General features: G+C 67.4%; 20 protein-coding genes and 4 pseudogenes. 8 read left to right on the plus strand and 16 right to left on the minus strand.

Going from position 1 to position 22223, the window contains the following annotated elements; genetic code table 11:
- Positions 1 to 82 precede the first annotated feature (82 nt).
- The gene (locus tag AC559T_RS27930) at positions 83 to 1246 is read right to left on the minus strand and encodes an amidohydrolase family protein (RefSeq protein WP_498870606.1); all 1164 of its coding nucleotides are present in this window, start codon (positions 1244 to 1246) and stop codon (positions 83 to 85) included.
- 51 nt (positions 1247 to 1297) lie between these two features.
- Complete coding sequence (locus AC559T_RS27935) at positions 1298 to 2320, minus strand: DUF2889 domain-containing protein (RefSeq protein ID WP_112107518.1); 1023 nt, start codon at positions 2318 to 2320, stop codon at positions 1298 to 1300.
- Positions 2321 to 2447: 127 nt separating this feature from the next.
- Between AC559T_RS27935 and AC559T_RS27940 the strand changes: the two genes are divergently transcribed.
- A complete protein-coding gene (locus AC559T_RS27940) occupies positions 2448 to 3140 on the plus strand; it encodes a TetR/AcrR family transcriptional regulator (protein WP_498870607.1) in 693 nt (230 codons plus the stop codon).
- Positions 3141 to 3540: 400 nt separating this feature from the next.
- Here AC559T_RS27940 and AC559T_RS27945 read toward each other — a convergent pair whose 3' ends face one another.
- From AC559T_RS27945 to AC559T_RS27960, 4 genes are all read right to left on the minus strand, one after another.
- Positions 3541 to 4749: a thiolase family protein gene (locus AC559T_RS27945; protein ID WP_498870608.1), complete on the minus strand. Its 1209-nt coding sequence runs from the start codon at positions 4747 to 4749 to the stop codon at positions 3541 to 3543.
- A gap of 2 nt (positions 4750 to 4751) precedes the next feature.
- Complete coding sequence (locus AC559T_RS27950; RefSeq protein ID WP_112107514.1) at positions 4752 to 5222, minus strand: Zn-ribbon domain-containing OB-fold protein; 471 nt, start codon at positions 5220 to 5222, stop codon at positions 4752 to 4754.
- Positions 5219 to 6907: a class I adenylate-forming enzyme family protein gene (locus tag AC559T_RS27955; protein WP_498870609.1), complete on the minus strand. Its 1689-nt coding sequence runs from the start codon at positions 6905 to 6907 to the stop codon at positions 5219 to 5221. The genes AC559T_RS27950 and AC559T_RS27955 overlap by 4 nt, the downstream gene beginning before the upstream one ends.
- 358 nt (positions 6908 to 7265) lie before the next feature.
- Complete coding sequence (locus AC559T_RS27960; RefSeq protein ID WP_498870610.1) at positions 7266 to 7649, minus strand: helix-turn-helix domain-containing protein; 384 nt, start codon at positions 7647 to 7649, stop codon at positions 7266 to 7268.
- A gap of 403 nt (positions 7650 to 8052) precedes the next feature.
- Between AC559T_RS27960 and AC559T_RS27965 the strand changes: the two genes are divergently transcribed.
- Positions 8053 to 8223: a hypothetical protein gene (locus AC559T_RS27965; protein WP_498870611.1), complete on the plus strand. Its 171-nt coding sequence runs from the start codon at positions 8053 to 8055 to the stop codon at positions 8221 to 8223.
- 42 nt (positions 8224 to 8265) lie between these two features.
- Here the strand turns inward: AC559T_RS27965 and AC559T_RS27970 are convergent, their stop codons facing one another.
- From AC559T_RS27970 to AC559T_RS27985, 4 genes and pseudogenes are all read right to left on the minus strand, one after another.
- Positions 8266 to 9768 carry a sensor domain-containing diguanylate cyclase gene (locus AC559T_RS27970; protein ID WP_112107513.1) on the minus strand — a complete coding sequence of 501 codons (1503 nt, stop codon included), beginning with the start codon at positions 9766 to 9768 and terminating at the stop codon, positions 8266 to 8268.
- Positions 9769 to 10238: 470 nt separating this feature from the next.
- Positions 10239 to 10335, minus strand: a pseudogene (locus tag AC559T_RS27975) (IS6 family transposase); the annotation flags it as partial.
- Between the two features lie 2 nt (positions 10336 to 10337).
- A pseudogene (locus tag AC559T_RS27980) lies at positions 10338 to 10481 on the minus strand (DDE-type integrase/transposase/recombinase); the annotation flags it as partial.
- Positions 10482 to 10569: 88 nt separating this feature from the next.
- Positions 10570 to 10950: pseudogene (locus AC559T_RS27985) on the minus strand (TetR/AcrR family transcriptional regulator); the annotation flags it as partial.
- Positions 10951 to 11075: 125 nt separating this feature from the next.
- Between AC559T_RS27985 and AC559T_RS27990 the strand changes: the two are divergent.
- The 3 genes from AC559T_RS27990 to AC559T_RS28000 all read left to right on the plus strand — a co-directional run bounded on the left by AC559T_RS27990 (position 11076) and on the right by AC559T_RS28000 (position 13629).
- The gene (locus AC559T_RS27990; RefSeq protein ID WP_498870612.1) at positions 11076 to 11495 is read left to right on the plus strand and encodes a cupin domain-containing protein; all 420 of its coding nucleotides are present in this window, start codon (positions 11076 to 11078) and stop codon (positions 11493 to 11495) included.
- A gap of 176 nt (positions 11496 to 11671) precedes the next feature.
- Entirely contained in the window at positions 11672 to 12856 is a 1185-nt protein-coding gene (gene mftD / locus AC559T_RS27995) for a pre-mycofactocin synthase MftD (protein ID WP_498870613.1), read from the plus strand.
- A 218-nt stretch (positions 12857 to 13074) separates the two neighbouring features.
- Positions 13075 to 13629: a hypothetical protein gene (locus AC559T_RS28000; protein ID WP_498870623.1), complete on the plus strand. Its 555-nt coding sequence runs from the start codon at positions 13075 to 13077 to the stop codon at positions 13627 to 13629.
- Positions 13630 to 13645: 16 nt separating this feature from the next.
- On the opposite strand, the gene AC559T_RS28005 is transcribed toward AC559T_RS28000, so the two are convergent.
- The gene (locus AC559T_RS28005) at positions 13646 to 14917 is read right to left on the minus strand and encodes an IS4 family transposase (RefSeq protein ID WP_498870614.1); all 1272 of its coding nucleotides are present in this window, start codon (positions 14915 to 14917) and stop codon (positions 13646 to 13648) included.
- A gap of 38 nt (positions 14918 to 14955) precedes the next feature.
- On the opposite strand from AC559T_RS28005, the gene AC559T_RS28010 reads away from it, so the two are divergent.
- From AC559T_RS28010 to AC559T_RS28020, 3 genes and pseudogenes are all read left to right on the plus strand, one after another.
- Entirely contained in the window at positions 14956 to 16338 is a 1383-nt protein-coding gene (locus AC559T_RS28010; RefSeq protein ID WP_498870615.1) for a sensor domain-containing diguanylate cyclase, read from the plus strand.
- Between the two features lie 609 nt (positions 16339 to 16947).
- Complete coding sequence (locus AC559T_RS28015; protein ID WP_498870616.1) at positions 16948 to 17298, plus strand: hypothetical protein; 351 nt, start codon at positions 16948 to 16950, stop codon at positions 17296 to 17298.
- Positions 17299 to 17320: 22 nt separating this feature from the next.
- Positions 17321 to 17485 (plus strand): annotated as a pseudogene (locus AC559T_RS28020) (IS630 family transposase); the annotation flags it as partial.
- A gap of 87 nt (positions 17486 to 17572) precedes the next feature.
- Here the strand turns inward: AC559T_RS28020 and AC559T_RS28025 are convergent.
- From AC559T_RS28025 to AC559T_RS28045, 5 genes are all read right to left on the minus strand, one after another.
- Positions 17573 to 19024: an aldehyde dehydrogenase family protein gene (locus AC559T_RS28025; protein WP_498870624.1), complete on the minus strand. Its 1452-nt coding sequence runs from the start codon at positions 19022 to 19024 to the stop codon at positions 17573 to 17575.
- Between the two features lie 75 nt (positions 19025 to 19099).
- Positions 19100 to 19534: a nitroreductase family deazaflavin-dependent oxidoreductase gene (locus AC559T_RS28030; protein WP_498870617.1), complete on the minus strand. Its 435-nt coding sequence runs from the start codon at positions 19532 to 19534 to the stop codon at positions 19100 to 19102.
- 12 nt (positions 19535 to 19546) lie between these two features.
- Positions 19547 to 20803 (minus strand): cytochrome P450, encoded by a 1257-nt coding sequence (locus AC559T_RS28035; protein ID WP_498870618.1) that lies wholly within the window; start codon positions 20801 to 20803, stop codon positions 19547 to 19549.
- A complete protein-coding gene (locus AC559T_RS28040; RefSeq protein ID WP_049796021.1) occupies positions 20800 to 21582 on the minus strand; it encodes an SDR family oxidoreductase in 783 nt (260 codons plus the stop codon). Before AC559T_RS28040 ends, AC559T_RS28035 begins: the two co-directional genes overlap by 4 nt.
- A gap of 2 nt (positions 21583 to 21584) precedes the next feature.
- Complete coding sequence (locus tag AC559T_RS28045; RefSeq protein WP_041256562.1) at positions 21585 to 21794, minus strand: ferredoxin; 210 nt, start codon at positions 21792 to 21794, stop codon at positions 21585 to 21587.
- Positions 21795 to 22223: the final 429 nt, after the last annotated feature.

Consider the following 22223-nt stretch of genomic DNA (forward strand, 5'->3'; position numbering starts at 1 on the left):
AATCGAGTTTCGCGCGGGTGCGCTGGAAATGATAAGTGACCACGATCGACCGCCGATCGCCTGGGTTTCCCGCTGGGCGGCGTCACCTCGCCGCTGCATCGAACAGGGGGTCAAGCGATGACCCGCCGTCCGGAGCGGGCGGCACGTGAGGGAACAGCTCCTGGAAGGCGCCCTGGGTGATGCGGTGCCGGGTGGCGGGGTCGAGGTCGCCGACGAGCTCCTGGAGTGTCTTCTGGGTGTGGCCGAAGGTGCCTTCGATGTGCGGGTAGTCGCTGCCCCAGCACACGTTGCGCCAGCCCATGGCCGTCACCGCGGCGACGGCCGAGCGGTCGTGTTGGAAGGAGGCGTAGACGTTCTCGTACAGGTACTCGCTGGGGAGCCGTCGCAGGCGGGGACTGACGGCCGACGCGTGCTGCCGGTACGCCTCGTCGAGCCGGTCGGCGATGAACGGCCCCCAGGTCGCTCCGCCCTCGGACACGATTGCGCGCAGGGACGGGTGCCGGTCGAACACGCCGCCGGCGATCAGTTTGGCCACCGCCCGCTGGCCGCCGTAGGTCGTCTCCAGGTAGTTCAGGAGCGCGCCGCCGGGGCCGCGGTAGTAGACGCCGTTGCGGGTGGACGCGTCGTGGGGCTCGCTGCCGATGTGGAACGCGATCACGAGACCCGTCTCCGCGAGGGCGGCCCACAGCGGCTCCCACGACTCACGATGCCAGTCGTCCCCGTCGACGAGTGGCGTGACCGGCAGGGACGCGGCGTGGTAGCCGAGCCCGGCGGCCCGCTCGACCTCGGCCATGGCGGTGGAGACGGTGAGGAAGGGGATCGTCGCCGCGCAGATGTAGCGGGGCGAGAACCGCTGGTACTCGATCGCCCAGTCGTTGATCGCCTGGGCGCCCGCGGCGAGCAGCTCCGGGTCACGGATTGACGAGGTCCACATCCCCAGCGAGGGATAGATGAGCTCGGCCCAGATGCCTTCGGAGTCCAGGTCGAGCAGGCGCATCTCCTTGTCGTTGGCGCCGGGCGCCCGCTCGGGAACGGTGTGGCCGTTCTCGTCGGTGAGCTGCCGGCCCGGCCGGGGCAGGCGGCGCCGGAACTCCTGCCCGTCAACGTGGATCGTCTCCCAGCCGCCGTCGGAGTCCTTGACGCTGCGCGGCATCCGCGCCGCGAGGGACCCGGGCAAGCTCTTTTCGAAAAGATCGTCCGGCTCGACAAGGTGTGAGTCACCCGAGTTGGCCCAGATCTTTGCCACGGTTCCTACCTCCTTCTCGTCGACGACGGGTCGCAACCTCGTCGTCGACACCTACCGGTTGCCGTACGGTTCGTGGTGGTCATCGGACGGTCGGCTTCTCCCCTCGTCCACTCGTTCCACCAGGGCACTCACGTCCTCGAGTGAGCGCAGGGTGTCGTTGAGGTGTGTGCAGGTGGACGGGCCGACGAAGGTGTCGCGCACCCAGCCACGCAGGCCCTCGGCCGGCGCGCCTGCCAGGCGGGCGGCGCTCGCCGCCGCGTTGGGGCACTCCGGCCACGGGAGGGCGCCGATGTCGGCCTCACCCGACAGGAACTGCCGCGTCGAGGGGTCGAATGTGGCGTGGACCGTGTACTCGTGCACGATCGTCTCGACGCCGTCGCCGTCCATGTGGCTGTCGCGGAAGAAGCACTCCACCAGGGCGACCTCGCCGTCCTTCCACACGTCGAGCCGGCGACGTCGGCGCATCCCGTGCGGCGGGAGCGAGTCGAACGCGTGCCAGCCGAGCGGGTCGTCGGTGGACTCGACGGAGGGCGCCTCGGGACCGGTGTGGGTGGGTGGCATCCCTGTCCCGGCGAACCCCGACACGAGCGTGCCTCCCGCCACCCACCCGGCGCACAGGTCCGGGTGCTGCAGCGTGAGCTTCGGACGAGACCGGACCGCACCGCCGACCTGCACCGCGTAGCCGCCCACGAGCAGAGCCGTCGGCAGGTCGTCGAGGAGCTGGAACCGCACGGAGCGCGACACTCGCTCGCCAGGCATGGCGTCATCGACGGCCTTCCGGAAGCCGGCGGACGCCGCCATACCGACGAGCGCCGCCAGACCCGGATGGGACGGGTCGCCGGTGATCCGGCGGACGAGCCGCTCCGGGTGGTCCACCTGGAGATCGAGGCGCGCCGTGCCGAGGATGGTGCTTGCGCCGTCGAGCGCGGTGCGCAGATCGCGCCCCCGCGCCACGACGGTGACCGGTCCAAGCAGCCCGTCCGGCCGTAGGGAGTCGTGGGTGGTGGTCCGTCGCACCGAGCCCGGTCGGCGGGCCGGCGTGGCGGATGCCGGGTGTGCGCCCAGTGTGTTCATGGCGAGCCGTCCTGGATCCGAGATGTCATCAGAACCTCTTCAGGGTCGTTCCCAGCCTAGGGAGACAACTCGTCAATATGCAAGACTCGTTTTCAAATTAGAGTGACAGGTGACCCTGGAGGGAGCTGTGACCGAGCCGACCCCCGCGACGACACCACGGGTTGGGCGGCCCCGCCGTTTCGACGCCGACACGGAACGGGGCATGATCATGGACGCGGCGATGCGGCTCATGGCGCTCAACGGCTACGTCCAGACGTCCGTCGGCGAGATCCTCGCCGACGCCGGGCTGTCGACCCGGTCGTTCTACCGCCACTTCGAGTCGAAGGAGGCCTTGCTGCTGGCCCTCCTCGAACGCGACGCCGCGGCGGTGGCGCGTTCGCTGGAGCGCGCCGTGGCCGCGGCCTCCGATCCGGTCGCCGCGATCGAGGCCTGGCTGGAGCGATTCCTCGACGTCTTCTACGAGCCCCGGCGGGCCGCCCGCGTGGCGCTGTTCTCGTCCCCCGCCGTTCGCGGCTCCTACCCGCTGGCCGACGTGCTACAGGACATGCGACGGATCTTCTGCCAGCCGCTCGTCGGCGCACTGCGCGCGGGCCACGAGGCAGGTCTTCTGCGCTCACCGACCCCGGAGGCCGACGCGAACAGCCTGTACGCCCTCGTCAGCGCCGCCGCGGATCGGCACGAGGCCCACTTCCAGCAGCGGGCGGCGGCGAGGGCGCACGTCGTGCGGTTCGCGTGGCCGGCCCTCGGGCTGCCGGAGGGCGAGACCCCCGGCGGGCCGAGGAGCCGGCGAGCCGACGAGCGAGGTCGAGCACGAAGATGAACTCGAAGTCGGCCCGTTCGGCGAAGTGCCTGTCGACGTGGGTGTCGCCGATGTGCACGAACCGCCGGCAGCCGAAGGCCGCTCGGACCCCCGCGAGCTCGTGCTTGCGGCTGACGAAGTCGGGGACGATCCCGGCGCGCTCCCACATCACCGGCTGCTCGCCGAGGGTGCGGTCGGAGCAGCTACCGATCACGTAGCCCTGTGCCTGGGCCCACCGCACGAAGGCCAGTCGGAGCGGCCCGGCCGGGTCGCCCGTCTTCAGGGTGCCGTCGATGTCGAAGCTGACGAGCGTGCGGGTCTCCATCGCTGTGCTCCGTTTCCCTGCTGTGCTCCGTCGCTCACTCGCTTCGCGGCCCCGCTCGTTCCTCGCGGGACCACTCCGCTCGCTCGACTACTCCGCTCAGTCTGTGCGCAACATGACCGACGCGGGATCGTGGAAGAAGCTGGCGCCGGGGCAGAGCAGCGCCGTCCTGGCACCGGGAACCTGACGTTCACCCTCGGTGCCCCGCAGCTGTCGCACCGCCTCGGTGTAGAAGTTGAAACCCCCCGCCCGTCCCTGCGACAGCCCACCCCCGTTGGTCGTGACGAGTGTGTGCCCGCCGAGGCGAAGGATGTGCGCCTCCGCGTCCCACGACGATGCGAGCAGGTCGCCGGCCTCGCCCGGCTTGCAGAACCCGGCTGCCTCGATGCACCCCACGGTGTCGATGGTGTAGCCGTCGTAGGGGAAGAAGAGGTCGAGGTCGTTGACGGTCAGGTCGCTGCGCTCCCACAGGCCGGCCAGGGAGGTCCACAGAGCGTTCTCGGTCCAACCCAGGCTGTTGTCGTAGTACTCCCCGACCCGTGAACCGCCCAGCGACATGGCGTGGACGTACACAGGCTTGTGGCGCAGATCCCTCGCCCGCTCGGCCGTCGTGATGATCAGCGCCTCCGCGCAGTCGACGGGCACGTCCATGTCGAGCATCTGCATGGGCTCCCAGATCACGCGAGAGGCGTGGTAGTCCTCCATCGTGATCGGGGTTCGCATGGCTGCGTTGGGGTTCTTCGTCGCGTGGGTGCGGTTGTTCACGGCAATGCGGGCGAAGACGTCCTTCGTCGCTCTGTAGTCATGCAGGTAGCGCGCCATCCAGGCGGCATACGGCTCACCGGAGTGCAGCCAGCGGCGAGCGAAGTCGTCCCGGCCTATGGGCGCGTGGCTCGCCGCGCGCAGTTGCGCCGCCCGGAGGCGGAACGGGTCGTTCGCGGCGGACCGCGACATCTCGGGTCTGCGGGTGTAGGCCTGTACCACCAGGACCGCGTCGCACAGGCCGGAGAACACCGCTTCGGCCGCATAGACGAAGCACGACCCGAGCCACCCGTTCTTCTGCCAGGTGGTCTTCTCGATCCCGAGCGCGCCCTGCAGCGTCAGGAACCCGGCTCCGCCCATGGACAGCGGGTCCATGCCCGTGCCGCAGACACCGTCGATCTCCTGCCGGTCGATGCCGGCGTCCTCGATGGCGCCGACGGCCGCCTCGAGGGCGAGGGACAGTTCGGTGCGCTTCAGGTCACGGCCGTAGGGCGTCGACCCGACACCCACCACGGCCAGGCTGTCCTTCAACGGGTTGCGTGCCATTGCTATCTCCTGTCCTCGATCGGGCCCGCCGGCTCGAACGCCGGCCACGCCAGCCCGTCGCGATCCACCCACGTCAGGCGCACCGGCATGTCGAGCCGGATCGCCTCGAGCGGGCAGTTCACGATCGGCGCCAGATAACGCAACCCCGGCTGTTCGACGAGCTCCACGGCGGCGGCCGGCACCGGCTCCGACAGTGCGGCGTTCGGATCCCGCTCCTGGTGGATCAGCGTGCAGAGGAACACGGAGCCCTCGCCGCTCACCTCGGTGGGCACGATGTCCCACGACCAGCACTTCGGGCACAGCGGGCGGTGTGGGTACACCCAGTAGCCGCAGGCCGAGCAACGATTGATCAGTAGCTTTCGCGCCAGTAGGCCCCGGTAGTGCTCGATGTTGTCCCGGTCGATCAGCACCGCGGGGAACGCGGCGAAGACGGCGTCCTCGGTCACATCGGCGAGGTCGGTCGCACCGGTCACACCGTCACCTCTTCTTTTGCGCGCTCGGCCAGGCCGACCCGGTCGAGCTTCCCGTTCGCCAACCGCGGAAGCTCGTCGAGGAACACGATGTCCCTGGGCATCTTGAACCGCGCGAGCCGGGTCTCGAGCCACGAGCGCAGGGCGTCGGCGTCGAGATGGTGGCCGCGGCGCACGACGACGTAGGCCCGCACCACCTCGCCCTTGCGCCGGTCGGGCACGCCGACGGCACCGCAGTACTCGACGGCCTCGTGGCTGGCGACGACCTTCTCGACCTCCTCCACCGAGACGTTCTCACCGCCGACCTTCAGCATCAGCTTCAACCGACCCGCATAGGTGATGTAGCCGTCGGCGTCCATGGAGACGAGGTCCTCGCTGTGCAGCCAGCCGTCGGCGTCGAGGGCCCGGGCGGTCTCCTCGGGCTTGTTCCAGTAGCCCCGCATGGCGTTGCCGCGCACCCACGCCTCACCGACCGCCCCAGGTGGGACGTCGAGGCCGGTCACAGGGTCGACGACGCGGACCTCGTTACCCGGTAGGGGACGGCCCCCCGTCGTGCGCTGCTTGTCGGGCGGATCATCCGGAGCCGTCACCGACGCCGGCCCGTACGTCTCCGTAAGACCGAACGGGACGAACGTGAACGTGACATTGGGCATCACCCGACGGGCATCCTCGTTCGGCACAGCCGCGATCCGCAGCGACGACAGATCGCGCCCGTCCTCGATCGCCGCCTGCACGACCTCCGCAGGAATCACCCCGAACATCACAGTGGCCCGCTCGGACTCGATCAGCTCCGCGCCGAGGCGGGCGTTGAACGCCTCGGTGAACACGAGCGTGCCGCCGTTCACCAGCATCGTCATGAGGCCCCAGATGCTGCCGCCGCCATGGAAGAACGGCATCATGCTGAAGAACACGTCCGAGCCGCCGATCCCGATCCGGCGGGAGTGCAACGTCGCATTGGCGACGATGCCGCCTTGTTCGAGCATCACCCCCTTCGGGAACCCGGTGCTGCCGGACGTGTACTTCACCATCGCCAGGTCGCTGCCCAATACCTGCCGCTCCAGGCGATCGGCAAGCCCCCGGGCATCCGCGGCACTCGGGTCACGGCCCAGCGCCTCCAGCGCACCGAGGTCAAAGGCCCCGCCGTGCCGACCGCCACCGCGGTGGAAAATCACCACGTTGCGCAGGTCCGGGATCCCGGCGCTGAGCAGGTGCCCGGGCAGGTCCGCGGTCGCGAACTCCGGGCAGATCTCCGCGAGCATCGCGGGCATCCGCAGAGCCCGGAAGCCGTCGAGCAGGATCACGTGACGGGCACCGGACTGGGTAATGACGTAGGAGACCTCGGCCGGCTTCAGGAAAGTGTTGACAGGTACCGTCACCGCGCCGATCCGCATGCAGGCGAAGTGCGAGACGACCCACTCCGGCGTGTTCGTCAGCCACAGCACGACCCGGTCCCCGCGCCGGACGCCGATACTCGCCAGGCCGGCGGACAACGCCCGCGCCCGCTCGACCAACGTGGCATAGGTCAGCCGTTGCACGTTCCCACCGTCGTCAGCCGCGACAAGCGCGGCGCGGTTCGGGACCCGCTCCGCCGACGCGACGAGCATCTGCCACATCGTCCGCGCCCGGAGCTCGGCTAATACTGCCTTCTGGTCCTCGCTCATCATCGTCCTTTCGTCCAGCAGATCCATCGCCGGAACGGCCATCCTAGAACGTGACCTCCCCGGGGCCGGCGCGATGTCGAGCAGATCGTCGTCGCCTCCCGCTCTGGCCGCTCCCGCGATTACCCGCCACGATGCCGGCGGTTCACTGATCCGGTACAGCCGTACCGTGATCTCCCACAGAATCTTCCGCCCCGCCCCGCCTCGACATGCCCGAGCCCGGCCGATATGGTCTCCTGAATGTTCCCGAACAGGCGGGTCGTGTGCGGGAAGTCGGTCTCGAACAACACATGCCGACCGGCACCAGACCGAGGAAATTCCTCGGCGCGACCGACTAGAACAGTGGGTGACACAGACACTCTCCCGGAACAGCTCCGAGGGCAGCACGTCATTCGATCCATTCCTGTCCCAGCACGCGCCTGCCACCGTTCCCCGTCGATTCCGATGATCTGGGCTCGGCGCGTGGCTGTCTTCGCGCATTCGGCCAAGTCCTTGCCCGCTGCGGCCACCCGTCCGGCACGAGGGCCAATAGGTCACCGTCTGTGCACCCGCCCGGGAGGTTGGCGCGGGCCAGGGCGATGAGGCGACCCCGCTGGCGTTCGGTGATGCGCCGTTTGCGGCCGGCTCCAGTCCGGTCCCCCAGCCCGTCGAGGCCCTCGGCGTTGAACCGGGCCAGGTGTTCGCGCACGGTCTGCATGTGGCAGCCCAGCTGGGCGGCGATGGTGCTGGTGCGTTCGCCGTCCCAGCTGGCAACGATCATCTTCGCCCGCATGGTCCAGTCACCGGGAGCGTGCCGCGATCCGGCCAGCTTCCGGGTCCTCCATTCCTCCTCCGCGTTCGCGGGAGGGCGGGCATACAACAACTTCGGCATGAAAGATCGCCTCCCTTCCAGCATCCCGCCGGCACAGACGATCTACAACCATAATGAGGAACGTTGCACCAGTTACCATCAAAGACACTCATAGATCTTTCGCGCCCCCGTGGATCAACGCGAACAGTGTCATGGGTCCCTCATCTGGTCGGGCGTCTACTGCACCCCGACAACGCTTGTGTGAGTCGTTCGTCGAGCGGCCGCTGCAGGTGCATTGCTGGTTGACCGCCGTCAGTCCGAGGCGGGGAGGGCCTTGAAGGCGAAAAGAACATTAGCGACGATCTTTCAATATCAATATCAGAGCGTGACAGATCAGAGTGTGTCTTCGGATCCTGGTGTCAGAGTCGACTACTTCACCCGCCGCCGGGACCCCGCCCGCCACGCCCACCGGCTGATCGGCCAGCTCACCTCGCTCGGCTACCAGGTCACCGCCACACCACCATCAGCACCCGAACCAGACGGCCAGGCCTCCTGACGGTGCGTGCCGAGTTCCCATCGCAGGTCACCATGTTTTTTCCTAGAGCGTGGCGCCGTCGAAGAGCTGGTGGCGGTCTCGGCCCTGCCGTTTGGCTGTGTACATGGCGACGTCCGCGGCGCGTACGAGCTCGTCGGGAGTGGAGGTCGTGGGACCGGACAGGGCGATACCGATACTTGCGGTCACAATCCTCGCCTGTGTCCCGTGGGAGCTGAATGTCGAGACAGCCACGAGAACTCGGTCGGCGACCGCCTCGATCTCGTCTGTGGAGGTGATGTTTTGGCAGAGGACGGCGAACTCGTCACCGGCGAGCCTGGCGACGAAGTCGCCGGGACGGACGGCCCGGCGGATCCGATTCGCGACGGCGCACAGCAGATCATCGCCGGCCTGATGACCTAGCGAGTCGTTCACGGTCTTGAATCCGTCGAGGTCGACGAAGAGGAAACCGAGGCGCTGTGCGTGTTCCTGGGCTTCGACGATGGCCTGTCCGAGGTGATCGAACAGCGCGGCCCTGTTCGGTAGTCCGGTCAGTGTGTCGTGCAGAGACTGATGGCGGGCCTCGGCGGTGCTGTGGGCCGTCGACGCGGCGCTGGAGATCTGGGTGGCGGCCAACGTGAGGAAGGTGCGGTAGTCACCGTCCAGAGGGAGCCGATCGCTGATCCCGGCCACGAGGAGCCCGATGGGCGGATCGTCTCCTCCTGCGGTGAGGGGGACGACGAGCGCGCGGTTCGCGGACGGGACGTCGGTGATGGGCTGGAGCTCGAGCCGGTCGAGGAGCCGTCTGGAGATCAGCATCCGGCCGGAGATCAGCGAGTCCCCGAACTCGGGCAGAAGGCCGTCGGGGGCGAGCGTGCCCGGGCGGGAGAACACGTCCGGCACCGTGGCCAGTCCGGCCGTCGCCACGGGCCGCAGCACCGGCCGAGGGGTGCCAGGATCCCGTAGGAGGATCACACAGTACGGGACGTCCGCCGAGGTATGGCTCAGCGCGCCGACCGCGTTCGTGAACACTTCCCCGGAGGTTTGTGCGTGGACGGTGACACCCGCGATCTCGCGCAGGCAGGAGAGTCGCCGCAGGCCCACCACGTGCCGTGTCGTTTCGTGTGATGCCGTGAGTACCCCCAATACTTCGGCGGTCGGGATTCTCCGAATGGGGCTGAAGGAGAAGGTGAAATAGCACTCCTCAAGATACCCGTGCCGGTCGAGCAGGACCGACATATCCTGCGACCAGGTGGCCCCACCGCCGGACATCACCTGATTGAGTAGCGGCCCGACGCTGGGCATGACTTCAGGAAAGACCTCGCGAAAGGGTCGACCGATGCATTCTGGGTATTTATCCCCTATATGTTGAGCAAGCCCATCATTTTGGATAAGAATGAGGTCTGACCCCCATAGGACCTGCATCGGAAAACGGGACTCAAGGCAGATACTCACTGCCATCCGCAGCTCGGTGCACCAGCTGCGCAGCGGTCCGAGCGGCGTGGCGGACCAGTCCATGGCCGACATCAGTTGGCCCACCTCGCCGCCAGAGGCGAAAACCTGAGCCATCCCACGCGCACCATGCCCGGGGTCTGCCTCGGCCCGCCAGGTATCGCGAGGCTCCGGGAAGACTCTGGCGCCGCCCTGTGGGTCCTCTTTGCCCATTTCGCACTTCGTTCATTGGCCCGCCGGACCGGCGGGCACTGTCGGATATACACGGTTCCGCACATTGCCGCCAGTACTGCCGTTCCCTACTAATCTGCCGATGAAACGGCTACCGGGCCGAGAACACCATCGATGAGATCACCGGCGCCTTCGGTATCCCTTGCCCGGCGATGTACCGCCACCTGGCCCGCCCACATGGACGACCGCGACTGCATCCTGGTCGTCTACCGCACACCCGCCCCGGCAGGCTCTGTTGCACGGGCGAGGTCTGACTGTCTGGATGCCTGGCCTGTCATGATCGGGGCATGCGTCGAGGTGTACAGACCAAGTCGCAGACCGTTCAGCTTTGCCATATAAAAAGTGTAGTTCGCAGGACTGTTGCACCCACCGGTAGACGGTGACGTGATCGACCTCGATGCCGCGTTCGGCAAGCAGCTCCTCCGCGTCCCGGTACGACAGGGCGAACCGCAGGGGAGCCGTTTCAGGCCGCGCATCGGCTGGAGTCGGGCTTTGAGCCGGCCATGATCGGCTTCGATCCGGTTGTTCTCCCGGGCCGCGTCGACGTGACAGGCCTCGGGCACCAAGTCGTCCAGGACCCGCGGGTAGACCGGGGCCTGTCTGCAGTCGAGAGTCGAGAAGAGGCAGCCGCGCGAACTGCGCCGCGGTCTCGATGGCCCCTCTCAGCAGGAACTCGTACTCCCTGCGGCGGCCCAGAATGAGCTGCCGCTGGTCGGGGGAAAGCGAACGCAGCTCGGAGTTGCCGATTAAGGTCTCCTTCGCGTTTTTCGCATGAAAACGCAGGTGGTTGTCGATGAGTGCGCCGAGTTGTCTGACCGGATCGGGGCCCGCGTTCTCAAGTGCCTCCCGCGAGGAGCTGATAAGTCGATCCATTATCGACGTCATGATGTCGGCGAGCAGCTCGTCCTTGCTGCCGATGTGGTTGTACAGACTCCCGGCCTTGATACCGGCCCGGTCGGCGAGCATCCGCTGTGACGTCGATTCATAGCCATGCTGGAAAAAAAGTGCGACCGCTGCGGCCCTGATCTCGGCGCGAGTTCGCGCTCCATCTCGTGGTCGGTTCTGCATCTGCTCTCCCCGGCTGTTGTCGACGCGTCTTTCGGCTCCACGCGGCAGTCGTTTGCCATTATACGCTAACAAACGTCCGCCTACGATTCTTCGTTCGGACAATCAAGAAGGGTGGGTGAGTCGGTGTGGCTCTCCATGTCGCGAAACAACAGCTGAAGGTCATTCGATCGGCGGACCTCGGTGAGCTCACGGCCCAAACCGAGGGCGCGCTGCGCCGATCCGGGGTGAGCAAGGAGAACAGCGACGCGACCGGAGTCTGGCTGGGAAAGGTGCACACCCCGGCCGGCTACGCGTCGGAGGCCCACCACCACGGCAGGGCCGAGACGGCTGGCTACGTCCTCAAGGGCCGCGCCTACATACTCTTCGGTGAGGACTACCGGGAGCGGGTGGATCTGGAGGAAGGCGACTTCATCTTCGTTCCGCCGAGCCTGCCGCACATCGAGGGAAACGCCTCCGACGTCGACGAGCTGGTCTGGCTGACAGCGCGCCATCCGGACAACATCGTCATTAATCTGGGACGCCCCGATATCACGACCCGGGCGTAACTCCGACCTTCGCGGACCTTTACCGGAGTCGTCACCTCCTGACGTCCCGGACCGGGGGCCGGTGGCGGTACGCCGCTTCTCCTGAGACGGCAGTGCCGCTGCCGGGTCTCCCCGTGGGGCTGATCTCTGCGACCCGACAACCACGAGCGGTCCGGCAGGCCGTCGAGAGGTGACGTATGGACAAGACATGGTTTGAATCGGTCGCCGAAGCACAGCGGCGCGCGCGCCGCCGGCTGCCGTCGTCGGTCTACAGCGCACTGCTCGCCGGCTCGGAGGCGGGAGTGTCATACCGGGACAACACCGCCGCCTTCGACGAGCTCGGCTTCGCCCCGCACGTGGCGGGGCTGAAGGAGAAGCGTGACCTGAGCACAACCGTCCTGGGCCAGCCGCTGGCACTGCCGGTCGTCATCTCCCCCACCGGGGTGCAGGCCGTCCATCCCGACGGGGAGGTGGCCGTCGCCCGGGCGGCGGCGGCCCGCGGCACCGCCATGGGCCTGAGCTCGTTCGCGAGCAAGCCGATCGAGCAGGTCATCGCCGCGAACCCGCAGGTCTTTTACCAGACGTACTGGATGGGCACCAGGGACTGGATGGTGCGGCGCCTCGAGCACGCCCGGGATGCCGGCGCGGTCGGCCTGATCGTCACCCTGGACTGGTCGTTCTCGCACAGCCGGGACTGGGGAAGCCCCTGGATCCCCGAGCGGCTCGGCCTCAGGGCCATGGCAAGGCTGGCACCGCAGGGGCTCGCACGGCCCCGCTGGCTGGCGGCCCACCTGCGCGCCGGCCGGCTCCCCGACCTCACCGCGCCGAATCTGGCCGAGCCGGGTGAGCCCGCCCCCACGTTCTTCGGCGCCTACGGCACCTGGCTGCAGACACCCCCACCCAGCTGGGACGACATCGCCTGGCTGCGCCAGCAGTGGGACGGGCCGTTCATGCTCAAGGGCATCAGCCGGGTCGACGACGCCCGGCGTGCCGTGGATGTCGGGGCGAGCGCGATTTCGGTGTCCAACCACGGCGGCAACAACCTCGACAGCACCCCCGCCCCGATCCGGGCGCTACGTGCAGTGGTCGAGGCGGTCGGCGAGGACGTCGAGGTGCTGATGGACGGCGGCATCCGCCGTGGCGGCGACGTGGTGAAGGCACTGGCGCTCGGCGCTCGGGCGGTCATGATCGGCCGTGCATACCTGTGGGGGCTGGCCGCTGCCGGGCAGGCCGGGGTGGAGAACGTCCTGGACATCCTGCGGGGCGGGATCGACTCCACCCTGCTCGCGTTCGGCCACTCATCCATCCACGACCTCACTCCGGACGACATCCTGGTGCCCGACGGCTTCCCGTACCCGTCCGCCGCCCCGCCGGCCCGGTGATCACCGGCATTCCGCGGAGAGGCGGGCACCTGTCCTGGCTGACGGCGAGACCCGAAAAAGCCCCAGAACTGACAAGAAAGTGCGAGCACGTCTATAAGTCGCGGTGAGTAGAAAAAGTGCTCGGGCGAAGAAGCGGGAGGTCGTACGGCATAGGCTGGCTAGGCCGGGCTTTCCTGGGCACGGCGCTGGCCAAGGGGTACGCCGAGGAGGTGCATACGATGCCGGGACGGCGGACCCCTGCGGCGCATGAGAACGACCTCCCAGGCGCAGGGACTGATGACAGCGGGCATCGGGCATCGGTCCTGGAGGCGCGCGACCAGTTCCTGGCCACGAGGAGCAACAAGCCAGTCGGGGTCAGAGATCTCATCGGGGAATCATGGCTGCGGTCGCGGCGCTGGGCCGTTGCGGCGGATCGACTCGTGCCGCACCCGGTGAACCGGGATCTGGACCCGCCGATAGTGGATATCGCGAGACCGATCCTGCAACGGCTGGCCGGCCGGCTGGCCGGCCAGCAGATCGGCCTGCTTCTCACCGATGCGGACGCCGTGCTGTTGCTCCGTTTCGCCAAAGATCCCACGTTCAGACGCCGACTCGACCGGGCCGCTTCGCTTCCCGGCTACAGCTCAATACCAGGAACTTTAGGTTCGGGTCAGTACTGTGACGACCGAGGGTGGTGGCCCTGTGAGGTGTCTGTCGATCGGTTTCTTGGCGGGGAACGGGGTGCGGTTGGCCCGGCGGACGACGCGGGGGTTGGAGCGGTGACGTTCCGGTAGGACGTGTTCGGCGATCTCAGCGGTCACCGCGGCCAGGACACGGGCCATCCGCCGGAGGGGGGGAAAGCGCCCGGCGTACTACCTGGCGCCGGACGATGGTGACCGTGTGGGTGAAGGAGAGCCGGTCGGGGTCGATCCCCTCGACCAGGGCGGTGTCGTGGATGAGTTTCCGTAACGCCCGGTGCAGCGTCAGGACGCCCCAGACCTCCTGTTCGACCCGGTCGGGTGTGCGGGACCGTAGCACCAGCCGTCCGTCCTGCTGGTGGACCTTGACCTCGTCGAGTAGGGTCTCGACCTCCCACCTGTCGCTGTACAACGCGGCGAGTTCGGCGGCGGGTGCGGCGGCGGGATCGAGGATGGTGGTGACGAGCCGGTAGGTCTCCTTCCTGCTCGCGGGCAGGGGCTCGGCGGTGTCTGGGTCGCGGTCCAGGGTGTACTCGACGACCCGAACTGTGATCTTTCGGCCTTTACCCCTGGTGCCGGGTTCTGCCAGGTGGGACAGGTACGAGCCGTCGGCGAGCTCGGTGTCGGTGGGGAGGCGACGGTCCTTCTTGGCCCGCCACAGCAGGTCCGCGCCGGTCGCGGCGGCCTTCTCGAACAACTCGAAGCCGAGGAAGTTCCGGTCGGCCAACAGCAGCATGCCCGGTCGCAACGCCGGGAGCAGCCCGGGGGCGAGGGCCTGCTCGCTGGCGGCCTTGGACCCGCCGGTCCCGCCGAACCCGGCTGCCAGCAGCGCCCGGGTGCCGCACTCGACCAGTCCCAGCAGCCGGACCTGCGGCAACGCGCCTTCTCCCTGGTCGTTGCCGGGCTTCCCGAACGCCGCCGCGTTCTCGTCGGTGTCCGGGACCAGCAGCGTCGTCCCGTCGACCGCGCACACCCGCCACCGGCGGTAGAACGCCCCCACTGTCCTGCGGGGCAGGGCCATCGGCACCGCGGCCTGTTCGAAAAGCAGCTTCACCGGCTCCGGCCCGAGCCGGTCCCGCGCCTTCGTGATCGCCGTCGTCGCCGGTACCTTCACCGGCCCCGCGCTGCCGGACAGCCAGTCGTCGGCGAGCTTGACCTGCCGCATCACCTCGTCGTAGCCGTCCGAGGGGAACAACGCCAACGCGACCACATAGCGGACCATCAACGCCGCCGGCAGATCCCGCGTCCGCCGCTCACGCCGGCCCGCCTCCGCGACCACCCGGTCGACCAGCACGTCCGGGAACTGCGCGGCCAGCACCCCCAGCCCGACCCGGTCCACCAACCGGTCCCCGGCCTTCTCCTTGACCTGACCACGCCTCGGCACAGCCAGAACCTACACGATCAGACCCTAAGTTCCTGGTATTGGGCTACAGCTGGTCCGAACAGTCTGCCGGTACCAACGCCGTCGGCACGGCACTGCATCGTGGTGCTCCGACCCTGGTGGCCGGCGGCGAGCACTACGTCAACGAGCTCCGGGATCTTTCCTGTGTCGGTGTGCCTCTCGGTGACCCCGTCACGGGCCAGGTTCTCGGCCTGCTGGACCTTTGCTGCCCGGCGGTGGACTCAGGACCCATGATGGCTGCCGTAGCTGATCTTGCGGCGGACAAGATCCAGAACGTCCTGTCCTCGACGAAGAGCGACTCGGACCGGCGACGAATATGGGTCAGGGACTATGACACAGCCCGGCTGAAGAGGTTGTACGAGACGGAGCGCAGAAATCGGGAAGTGGCGGAGACGCTGAGCGGAATCGCGGCTCAGGACATGTCCACACTTGATGGCCAGGATGTCCTCGCACGAATCATGACGGCAGCCGCGCCGCTGCTTCCCTGGCACGCGGCCTGGGTGCTCGCCCGAGAACCGGATCAGGCCCTGAAGGTCATCGCGGTGCAGGGCGACGTGGACCAGCGGGTAGTCGGTATGGACTTCGTTGCGCCGTCCGATTCGGTGCTCCACCTTGCCTTCTGCGGCACCATGCGAGCCAGTTCGCACTTCCCCGCGCTGGAACAGATGCCGGGCCACCAGAGCTATGCCGGAAGCTGGATCGCCGTGCCGGCCGCCCGCGGCACGTACCCGCGCGTGATAGTCGTGGTGACATCCCGCGCCCCCGGCCGCTACGGCCCGAAACGCGCGGCCATTGCCCAGAAGATTCTCGGTCAGGCAGCCACCATATTCGAGCAGGCGCTGATCTTCAGGGAGACCAGAAGTCTCGCCTGCACCGATCCGCTGACCGGACTCGCCAACCGGCGCGCCTTCTTCGGGCAGGCCGGCACTCTGGTCGAGAAACACATTACTGCCGGCCAACCGCTCGCTGCTCTGATGACTGACATCGATGGCTTCAAAGGCGTGAACGACCGCCATGGTCACGCCGTGGGGGACCTCGTTCTCGCCAGGATCGGCGAATTCATCCAGAATGTGCTCCGCCCGCACGGCGTGACGGGGCGGGTCGGCGGAGAGGAGTTCGCGGCAGTGCTCGACTGCCACGAGGATGCCGCGGTCGTCCTCGCTGAACGGCTTCGAAACAACGTATCGACGAGCCCGGTCTGCATCCCCGGTGGCTCTCTCGCAATTACGGTGAGCGTGGGTGTCGCGATGCTGACCGCTGGCGACCGTTGCCTGGATGACCTGCTGCTTCGTGCGGATGCCGCCCTCTACCGAGCAAAGGAGTCCGGGCGTAACCGGACAGTCGTGGCAGGTGAGCCTTCTTCCCGCAGGGGCGCCTGGCAGATTCCGAAGGTTCGATCCTGACCGGGAGCATCCAACCAGTATTAATGCGAACCTGAACTTGCAGGTCACGGGCCCGACGGTCGCTGCGGGCGCGGCGCACGCGAAGATTCGCCGAGCCGACTACACCGGTAACACAAACTGGCGTCCGAGACACGGTCAGACGGCAGCTCGGGACTCTGGTGGTGGGCCGAGTCGACTGCGGTCGATACGGGTCGACGGTCTTGAACGGCCCGCACGGGAATCGTGGCCGGGCTGACGTCCCTGTTCGAGCTTGGCAACGTCCTTGCGCCCAGGCATCGACCGGTGCCCCGATCTGAGTGGCGCCTGCGGTCGCGCCCATGGTGGGACCTGGTGCACGGTGGTCGCCCTGTGTGACGGATCTGTGGGAGCGCTGTGCTCGGGACGCCGAACTCTCTCCGCCGACGATCATTGTCTATGCTGTGGCCCGCGGCCTGCTGGTAGATCTTCGCGGGTCGATGTAATCGCGATGATGTTCCTGCGGCTGTTCCATGTTCGTTCCTCATGCCACGGCACTCATGCGTGCCCGGCCTTCCACCCGAGTGCTTGCAGAACAGCGAGCGGCTGCCGGACCAGTCCGACGGAGCGACCACGGCGAGGGCGGAGGATCGGATGAAGCGTCTGACCGGGCGGTGGCGGATCGTGGAGATGGACCTGTGGGACCAGGATGCCATCGACCTCGTCGGCCCCGGGTTCATCGAGTTCGACCGGGACGGGAGCGGCGAGTTCGGGTTCATCGCCGTTCGCGGCTGGATGGACTGTCGTTGGGGCACGCGCGACGGCCGGCCCCTCGTCGAGTTCAGCTGGGACGGCGACGACGAAGGCGATGAGATCAGTGGGCGCGGCTGGGCCGTGCTGGGCGACGGCGACGTGCTCACCGGGCACCTGTTCATCCACAGGGGCGACGACTCGGCGTTCCGCGCGACACCGTTCTCCCACGCCAACCCGCGGGACTGGCGGTGAGCTGGCCAGGGCGTCGGGGTTGTCGCAGTCGACGGTGTCGCGGATGTGACGGGCATTCGGCCTGAAACCGCATCTGGTCGAGACGTGGAAGCTCTCGACGGACCCGCTGTTCGTGGACAAGGTTCGTGACGTGGTCGGGGTCTACCTCGACCCGCCGGAGAAGGCGGTCGTGCGCTGCGTCGACGAAAGTCCCAGGTCCAGGTGCGGCGCGTCCCGGGAAGGTCAGGTGGTTGTGCCCTTGCCTGAGATGTAGGTCTGCCAAGCGATGAGCGCGTCAGCTCGCCGGCCAAGCTGTGGACTTGGTCTCGAGGTACTGGTCGAAGCCCGCATGTCCTTTGTGCCTGCCGATGCCGCTGGCCTTGTAGCCGCCGAAGGGCATGTCCGGGCCGGACGCCAGGCCGCCATTGACGTGGACGGTGCCCGTCCGGATACGTCGGGTCACCGCCAGCGCCCGTTCCAGCGATCCCGACATCACCGCGCCGGACAAGCCGTAGGAGCTGTCGTTGGCGATCCTGATCGCGTCCTCGTCGTCCTCGAACGGGATCACCGCCAGGACGGGCCCGAAGATTTCTTCCTGGGCGATGGTCATGGAGTTGTCGACGTCGACGAACAGCGTCGGTTTGACGAAGTACCCCTTGTCGAGCCCTTCGGGCCGCTCGGTGCCGCCGACGAGAAGTTTGGCTCCCTCATCGATGCCCTTGCGGATGTAGCCGAGCACCCGCTCACGCTGTTTTGTCGAGATGACCGGGCCGGTGACGGTATCCCCCTGCTGGGGATCACCGACCTTGACGCCCGCGTACATGGCCTCGAGCAGGGCTACGCCCTCGTCGTAGCGGGAGCGGGGGAGCAGCATCCGGGTCGGGATGGCACAGCCTTGGCCGGCGTGGACGCATGCGGCGATGCCCATCCTCGTGGCGGTCTGCAGGTCGGCGTCGTCGAGCACGATCGTCGCCGATTTGCCGCCCAGCTCCAGGAACAGTCGTTTGAGGGTGGCCGCACCCTTCTCCATGATCCGTTTTCCGACGGCGGTCGACCCGGTGAAGGCGATCAGGTCGACTTTGGGGGAGAGGGTCAGTTCCTCGCCGACGAGGTGGTCCGACGCCGTGACGACGTTGACGACTCCAGGCGGGAAGTCGGTGTGTTCGGCGATGAGGCGGCCGAGGCGGGTGGCGTGGAACGGGGTGTCCGGCGCAGGCTTGAGCACGACCGTGTTGCCGGTGGCCAGCGCCTGGCCGAGTGCGTGCAGTGCGATCTGGAGCGGGAAGTTCCAGGGCACGATGGCCCCGACGACGCCGGTCGGCTCGCGCCAGATCCTCCGCGATGTCAGCCTTCCGCTTCGCTCGTCGACCGTGTTACCGAGGTCGGTCTCCCAGGGGTAGGTGTCGATGAGCTTGGTCGGGTGGCGCAGCGCGTTCGCCAGCGGCGCGTCGAGCTGTTCGCCGTTGGTGATCGTCCGCGGGCAGCCGACCTCTGCGAGCAGCTCCTCGCGGAACTGCTCGCGTTCCGACTCGAGCGCCTTCTGTAGCTGGGAGAGGCAGAGCTTGCGCAACGCGCGGTTCGTCGGCCAGTCGGTCTCGTCGAAGGCCCGGCGGGCGGCGTCGATGGCGCGGTGCATGTCAGTGGCGGAGGCATCGGTGACCTGGCCGAGCACCTCCTCGGTCGCCGGGTTGACGTTGTCGAACGTCTTGCCGGTCGCGGCCTCGACGAGCTTGCCGTCGATGAACATCCTCGACTCGAACTGAGGTCTGTCAGCCACTGCTGCCTGCTCCTTCCGTCCGGCGGGTTTGCCCGCCGTGCCCATCTAGGCAGGGGTGAGTACGACGACGGGGATCACTCGCTCGGTACGTCGCTGGTAGACGTTGTAGTTGGGCCAGATGTCGGCCATGATCCTCCATGACCATGGCTTTTCCTGCTCGGTTGCGGTGCGGGTGGTCACCACGATGTGGTCGGCTCGGACCTGGATCTCGGCTCGAGGATTTGCGGTGAGGTTCAGGTACCAGGCTGGGCGCCGGGGTGAGCCGCCGGTGGAGGCGATGACGAGGTAGTCGTCGCCGTCGCGCCCGAAGATGAGCGGCGTGGTACGTGCCTCGCCGGTGCGCCGGCCGGTCGTGGTGAGCAGCAATATCGGGACGGTGTTCCAGAGGTAGCCGACCTCGCCGTCGGTCTCCCGGTAACGGCGGACGTGTTCCGCGCCGAGCAGGGTCCGGTCAGGTAGTTGGAAGTCGCTCTCAGTCACGGGTCGCTCCTCTCAACCGAACAGCACGGGGATCGCTGTCGGGCCGCGGTGGTACATGCCGATGATGCGGGGAGGGTCGGCGTCGGGATCGAGCCGAAGGTTCGGCAGCCGGTCGAGCAGGGCGCCGATGCCCGTGTACATCTCGGCCCGGGCGACATGCATCCCCAGGCACACGTGGGGTCCCCCGCCGAACCCCAGCGACGGCTTCGGTGGGCGGGTCACGTCGAACTCGTCGGGCCGTTCCCAGCGGCGGGGATCCCGGCTACCGGCACCCAGCGCGAGGTGCAACACCGCGCCCTTCGGGAGATGCGCGCCGTGGAATTCAACATCCTTGGTCAGGAACCGGGAGAACATGGGATTGGTTGGCATCCACCGCAACGACTCGTCGATCGCGTTATGCAGCAGCTGCCGGTCCCGGCGTACCGCGTCGAGGATTTCCGGGCGCTGTAACAACGCGGTCAGTACAATCCCCATCTGTCGCCATGTCGTGCCCGATCCCGCCATGAGGAGCAACACCGCGAACGAATAGATCTCGGCATCCGACAGGCGGTGAGGGTTCCCGTCGTCGTCCTGCACCTCGGCGTCGACCAGGACGCTGATGAGATCGTCCTCGCGAGTCTCGCGGCGGGCGGCGATGATCGGCGCCAGCAGCGGTACGAGCCGCTCCGGGCTGCTCAAAGCCTCCCGGATCGCGATCGCCTGCTCGACCGCCACCCCGAAGCTGCCCGTGATCGTCAGTACCGGGACCGCTGCCGAGAAATCGACGTTCAGGTCCGCAGAGCCGTCGCCGGCGAACCAGTCGATCAATGCGTGTACCGTCGTTTCGATCCACTTCTCGGTCCACCAGGCCATCCGCGGTGGCACGAACGACGACTGCACCAGCCTCCGGTAACGGCGGTGCTGGGCACCGGCCATGGAGAATATGCTGTTCAGTGGAGCGAGCCGTCCGCCCTCGAGATCGACCGCTACCGACGACGAAGCAAAAACATCCTGGTTCTTCAACGCCTCGTCACACGCCGCGAACGTGAACGCGGTGAAGTGCGGCCGGTCCTCGAACGGCAATCCTTGAAACAACACCGGGCCGCTGAAACCCGTCAACTCGTGCAACGTTCCAGGATGTACCGCTGCCAGCTCCCGAAGCTCGTGCCACCTCGGGTACGGGTCTTCCTCATAGCCCGCGACCGTGCCGAGGTTCGCCTCATTGCGGAGATCGAAAACCTCGCGCAAACGCGCCCGGTCAAGCAACCCAATGCTATCTGGTCTGGTCATCTCGCTACGTAACCTCCGTCGACCGGTAACAACACACCTGTGATATTCGCCGCCCGGTCCGACACCAGGTACACCGCCGCCTCGGCGCAGTCCTCCGCCCTGATCGGCTTGCCCAGCGGATGGATTGACCCGACCCGCTCGGCGTACTGCTCAAGGGCGTCGGGCGGAACCTCTGTTCCGCCTGCCGCCGTGAAATTGGTGGTGTACGGCATGCCGGAGGGGCAGATCGCGTTGACTCGGATGCCGAAGGGTGCGCATTCGATGGCGACGCCGCGGGTCAGCTGGTGCACGCCACCCTTCGTCGCTCCGTATATCGTGTCGCCCAGGCCGACCAACCCGGCTACCGACCCGGTGTTGAGAATGACGCCGCCGTCGCCTTGCTTCTTGAACTGCGCCACCGCGTACTTGCAGCCGAGGAACACCCCGCGGAGGTTGACCGACGTGATGCGCTCGAACTCCTCGATAGTGTGGTCCTCGATCGTCTTGCCGCGGCGGGGCGCTGGAATGCCGGCATTGTTGAACATGATGTCGAGCCGGCCGAACCGCTCGACGGCCGCGGCGACCGTCGCGGCGACGTCCTGTTCAGATGCCACGTCGCATTCCTGCGGGATGGCGACGCCGCCAGCAGCCTCGATCTGGCGCACGGTCTCCTTCGCCCACTGGAGCCGAATGTCAGTGCAGACGACGAGCGCACCCTCTTTGGCGAACCGCAGGGCTGAGGCGCGGCCGACGCCCGACCCGGCGCCAGTGATCACCGCGCTCTTCCTTTCGAGTAACACCGTCACATCCCATCGTTTGGCGCGAGCTGGATTGCGGCGGTCGGGCACCCTTCTGCCGCAACGCGAATCACGTCAATCGGATCGGCGGCCGAGTCGATCACGATCGCCTTGGCTTCCTCGTCATGGCCAAACGTGCCGGCCGCATAGACGAGGCAGATACCGCTACCCATACACCGCTCCCGATCTACGGTGACCGTCCAGGTGTCGCTCATCTCAATCCCCACTCGCCGGGGCGGTTCGACGCCATCGCCCGATATCCTTACAGCACCCAGCATCAACGAATCCTTCCGGTTGAGCTTAGCGCGATCTTTGCGTATTCGGCCAATTCCTTGCCTCGCCCGGCAAATCCCAACTGCCTTTAGATGTGACTGCCGCGCCCGTTTACAGGATGGCCTTGCTGGCTTTGAGTTCGTCGATTTCGTCCCAGGTGAGGCCGAGTTCGAGGAGCACGGTCTCGGTGTGTTCGCCGTGCTCGGGGGTGCGGGCCGGCTGGCTGGCTGGGCTGCTGGTCGAACTGCACGGGTGCGGTCGCCAGCGAGAGGGAGTGGCCGTTGCGGCTCGGTGCCCACTCACCCTCGAACTTTGCATGCCTGGGCGTTGCGGCGGCGGGCGTCGATGTCGAGGAAGCGGGGGTCGGTCGC

Source organism: Frankia sp. Hr75.2, assembly GCF_949319125.1.
GTDB lineage: Bacteria > Actinomycetota > Actinomycetes > Frankiales > Frankiaceae > Parafrankia > Parafrankia soli.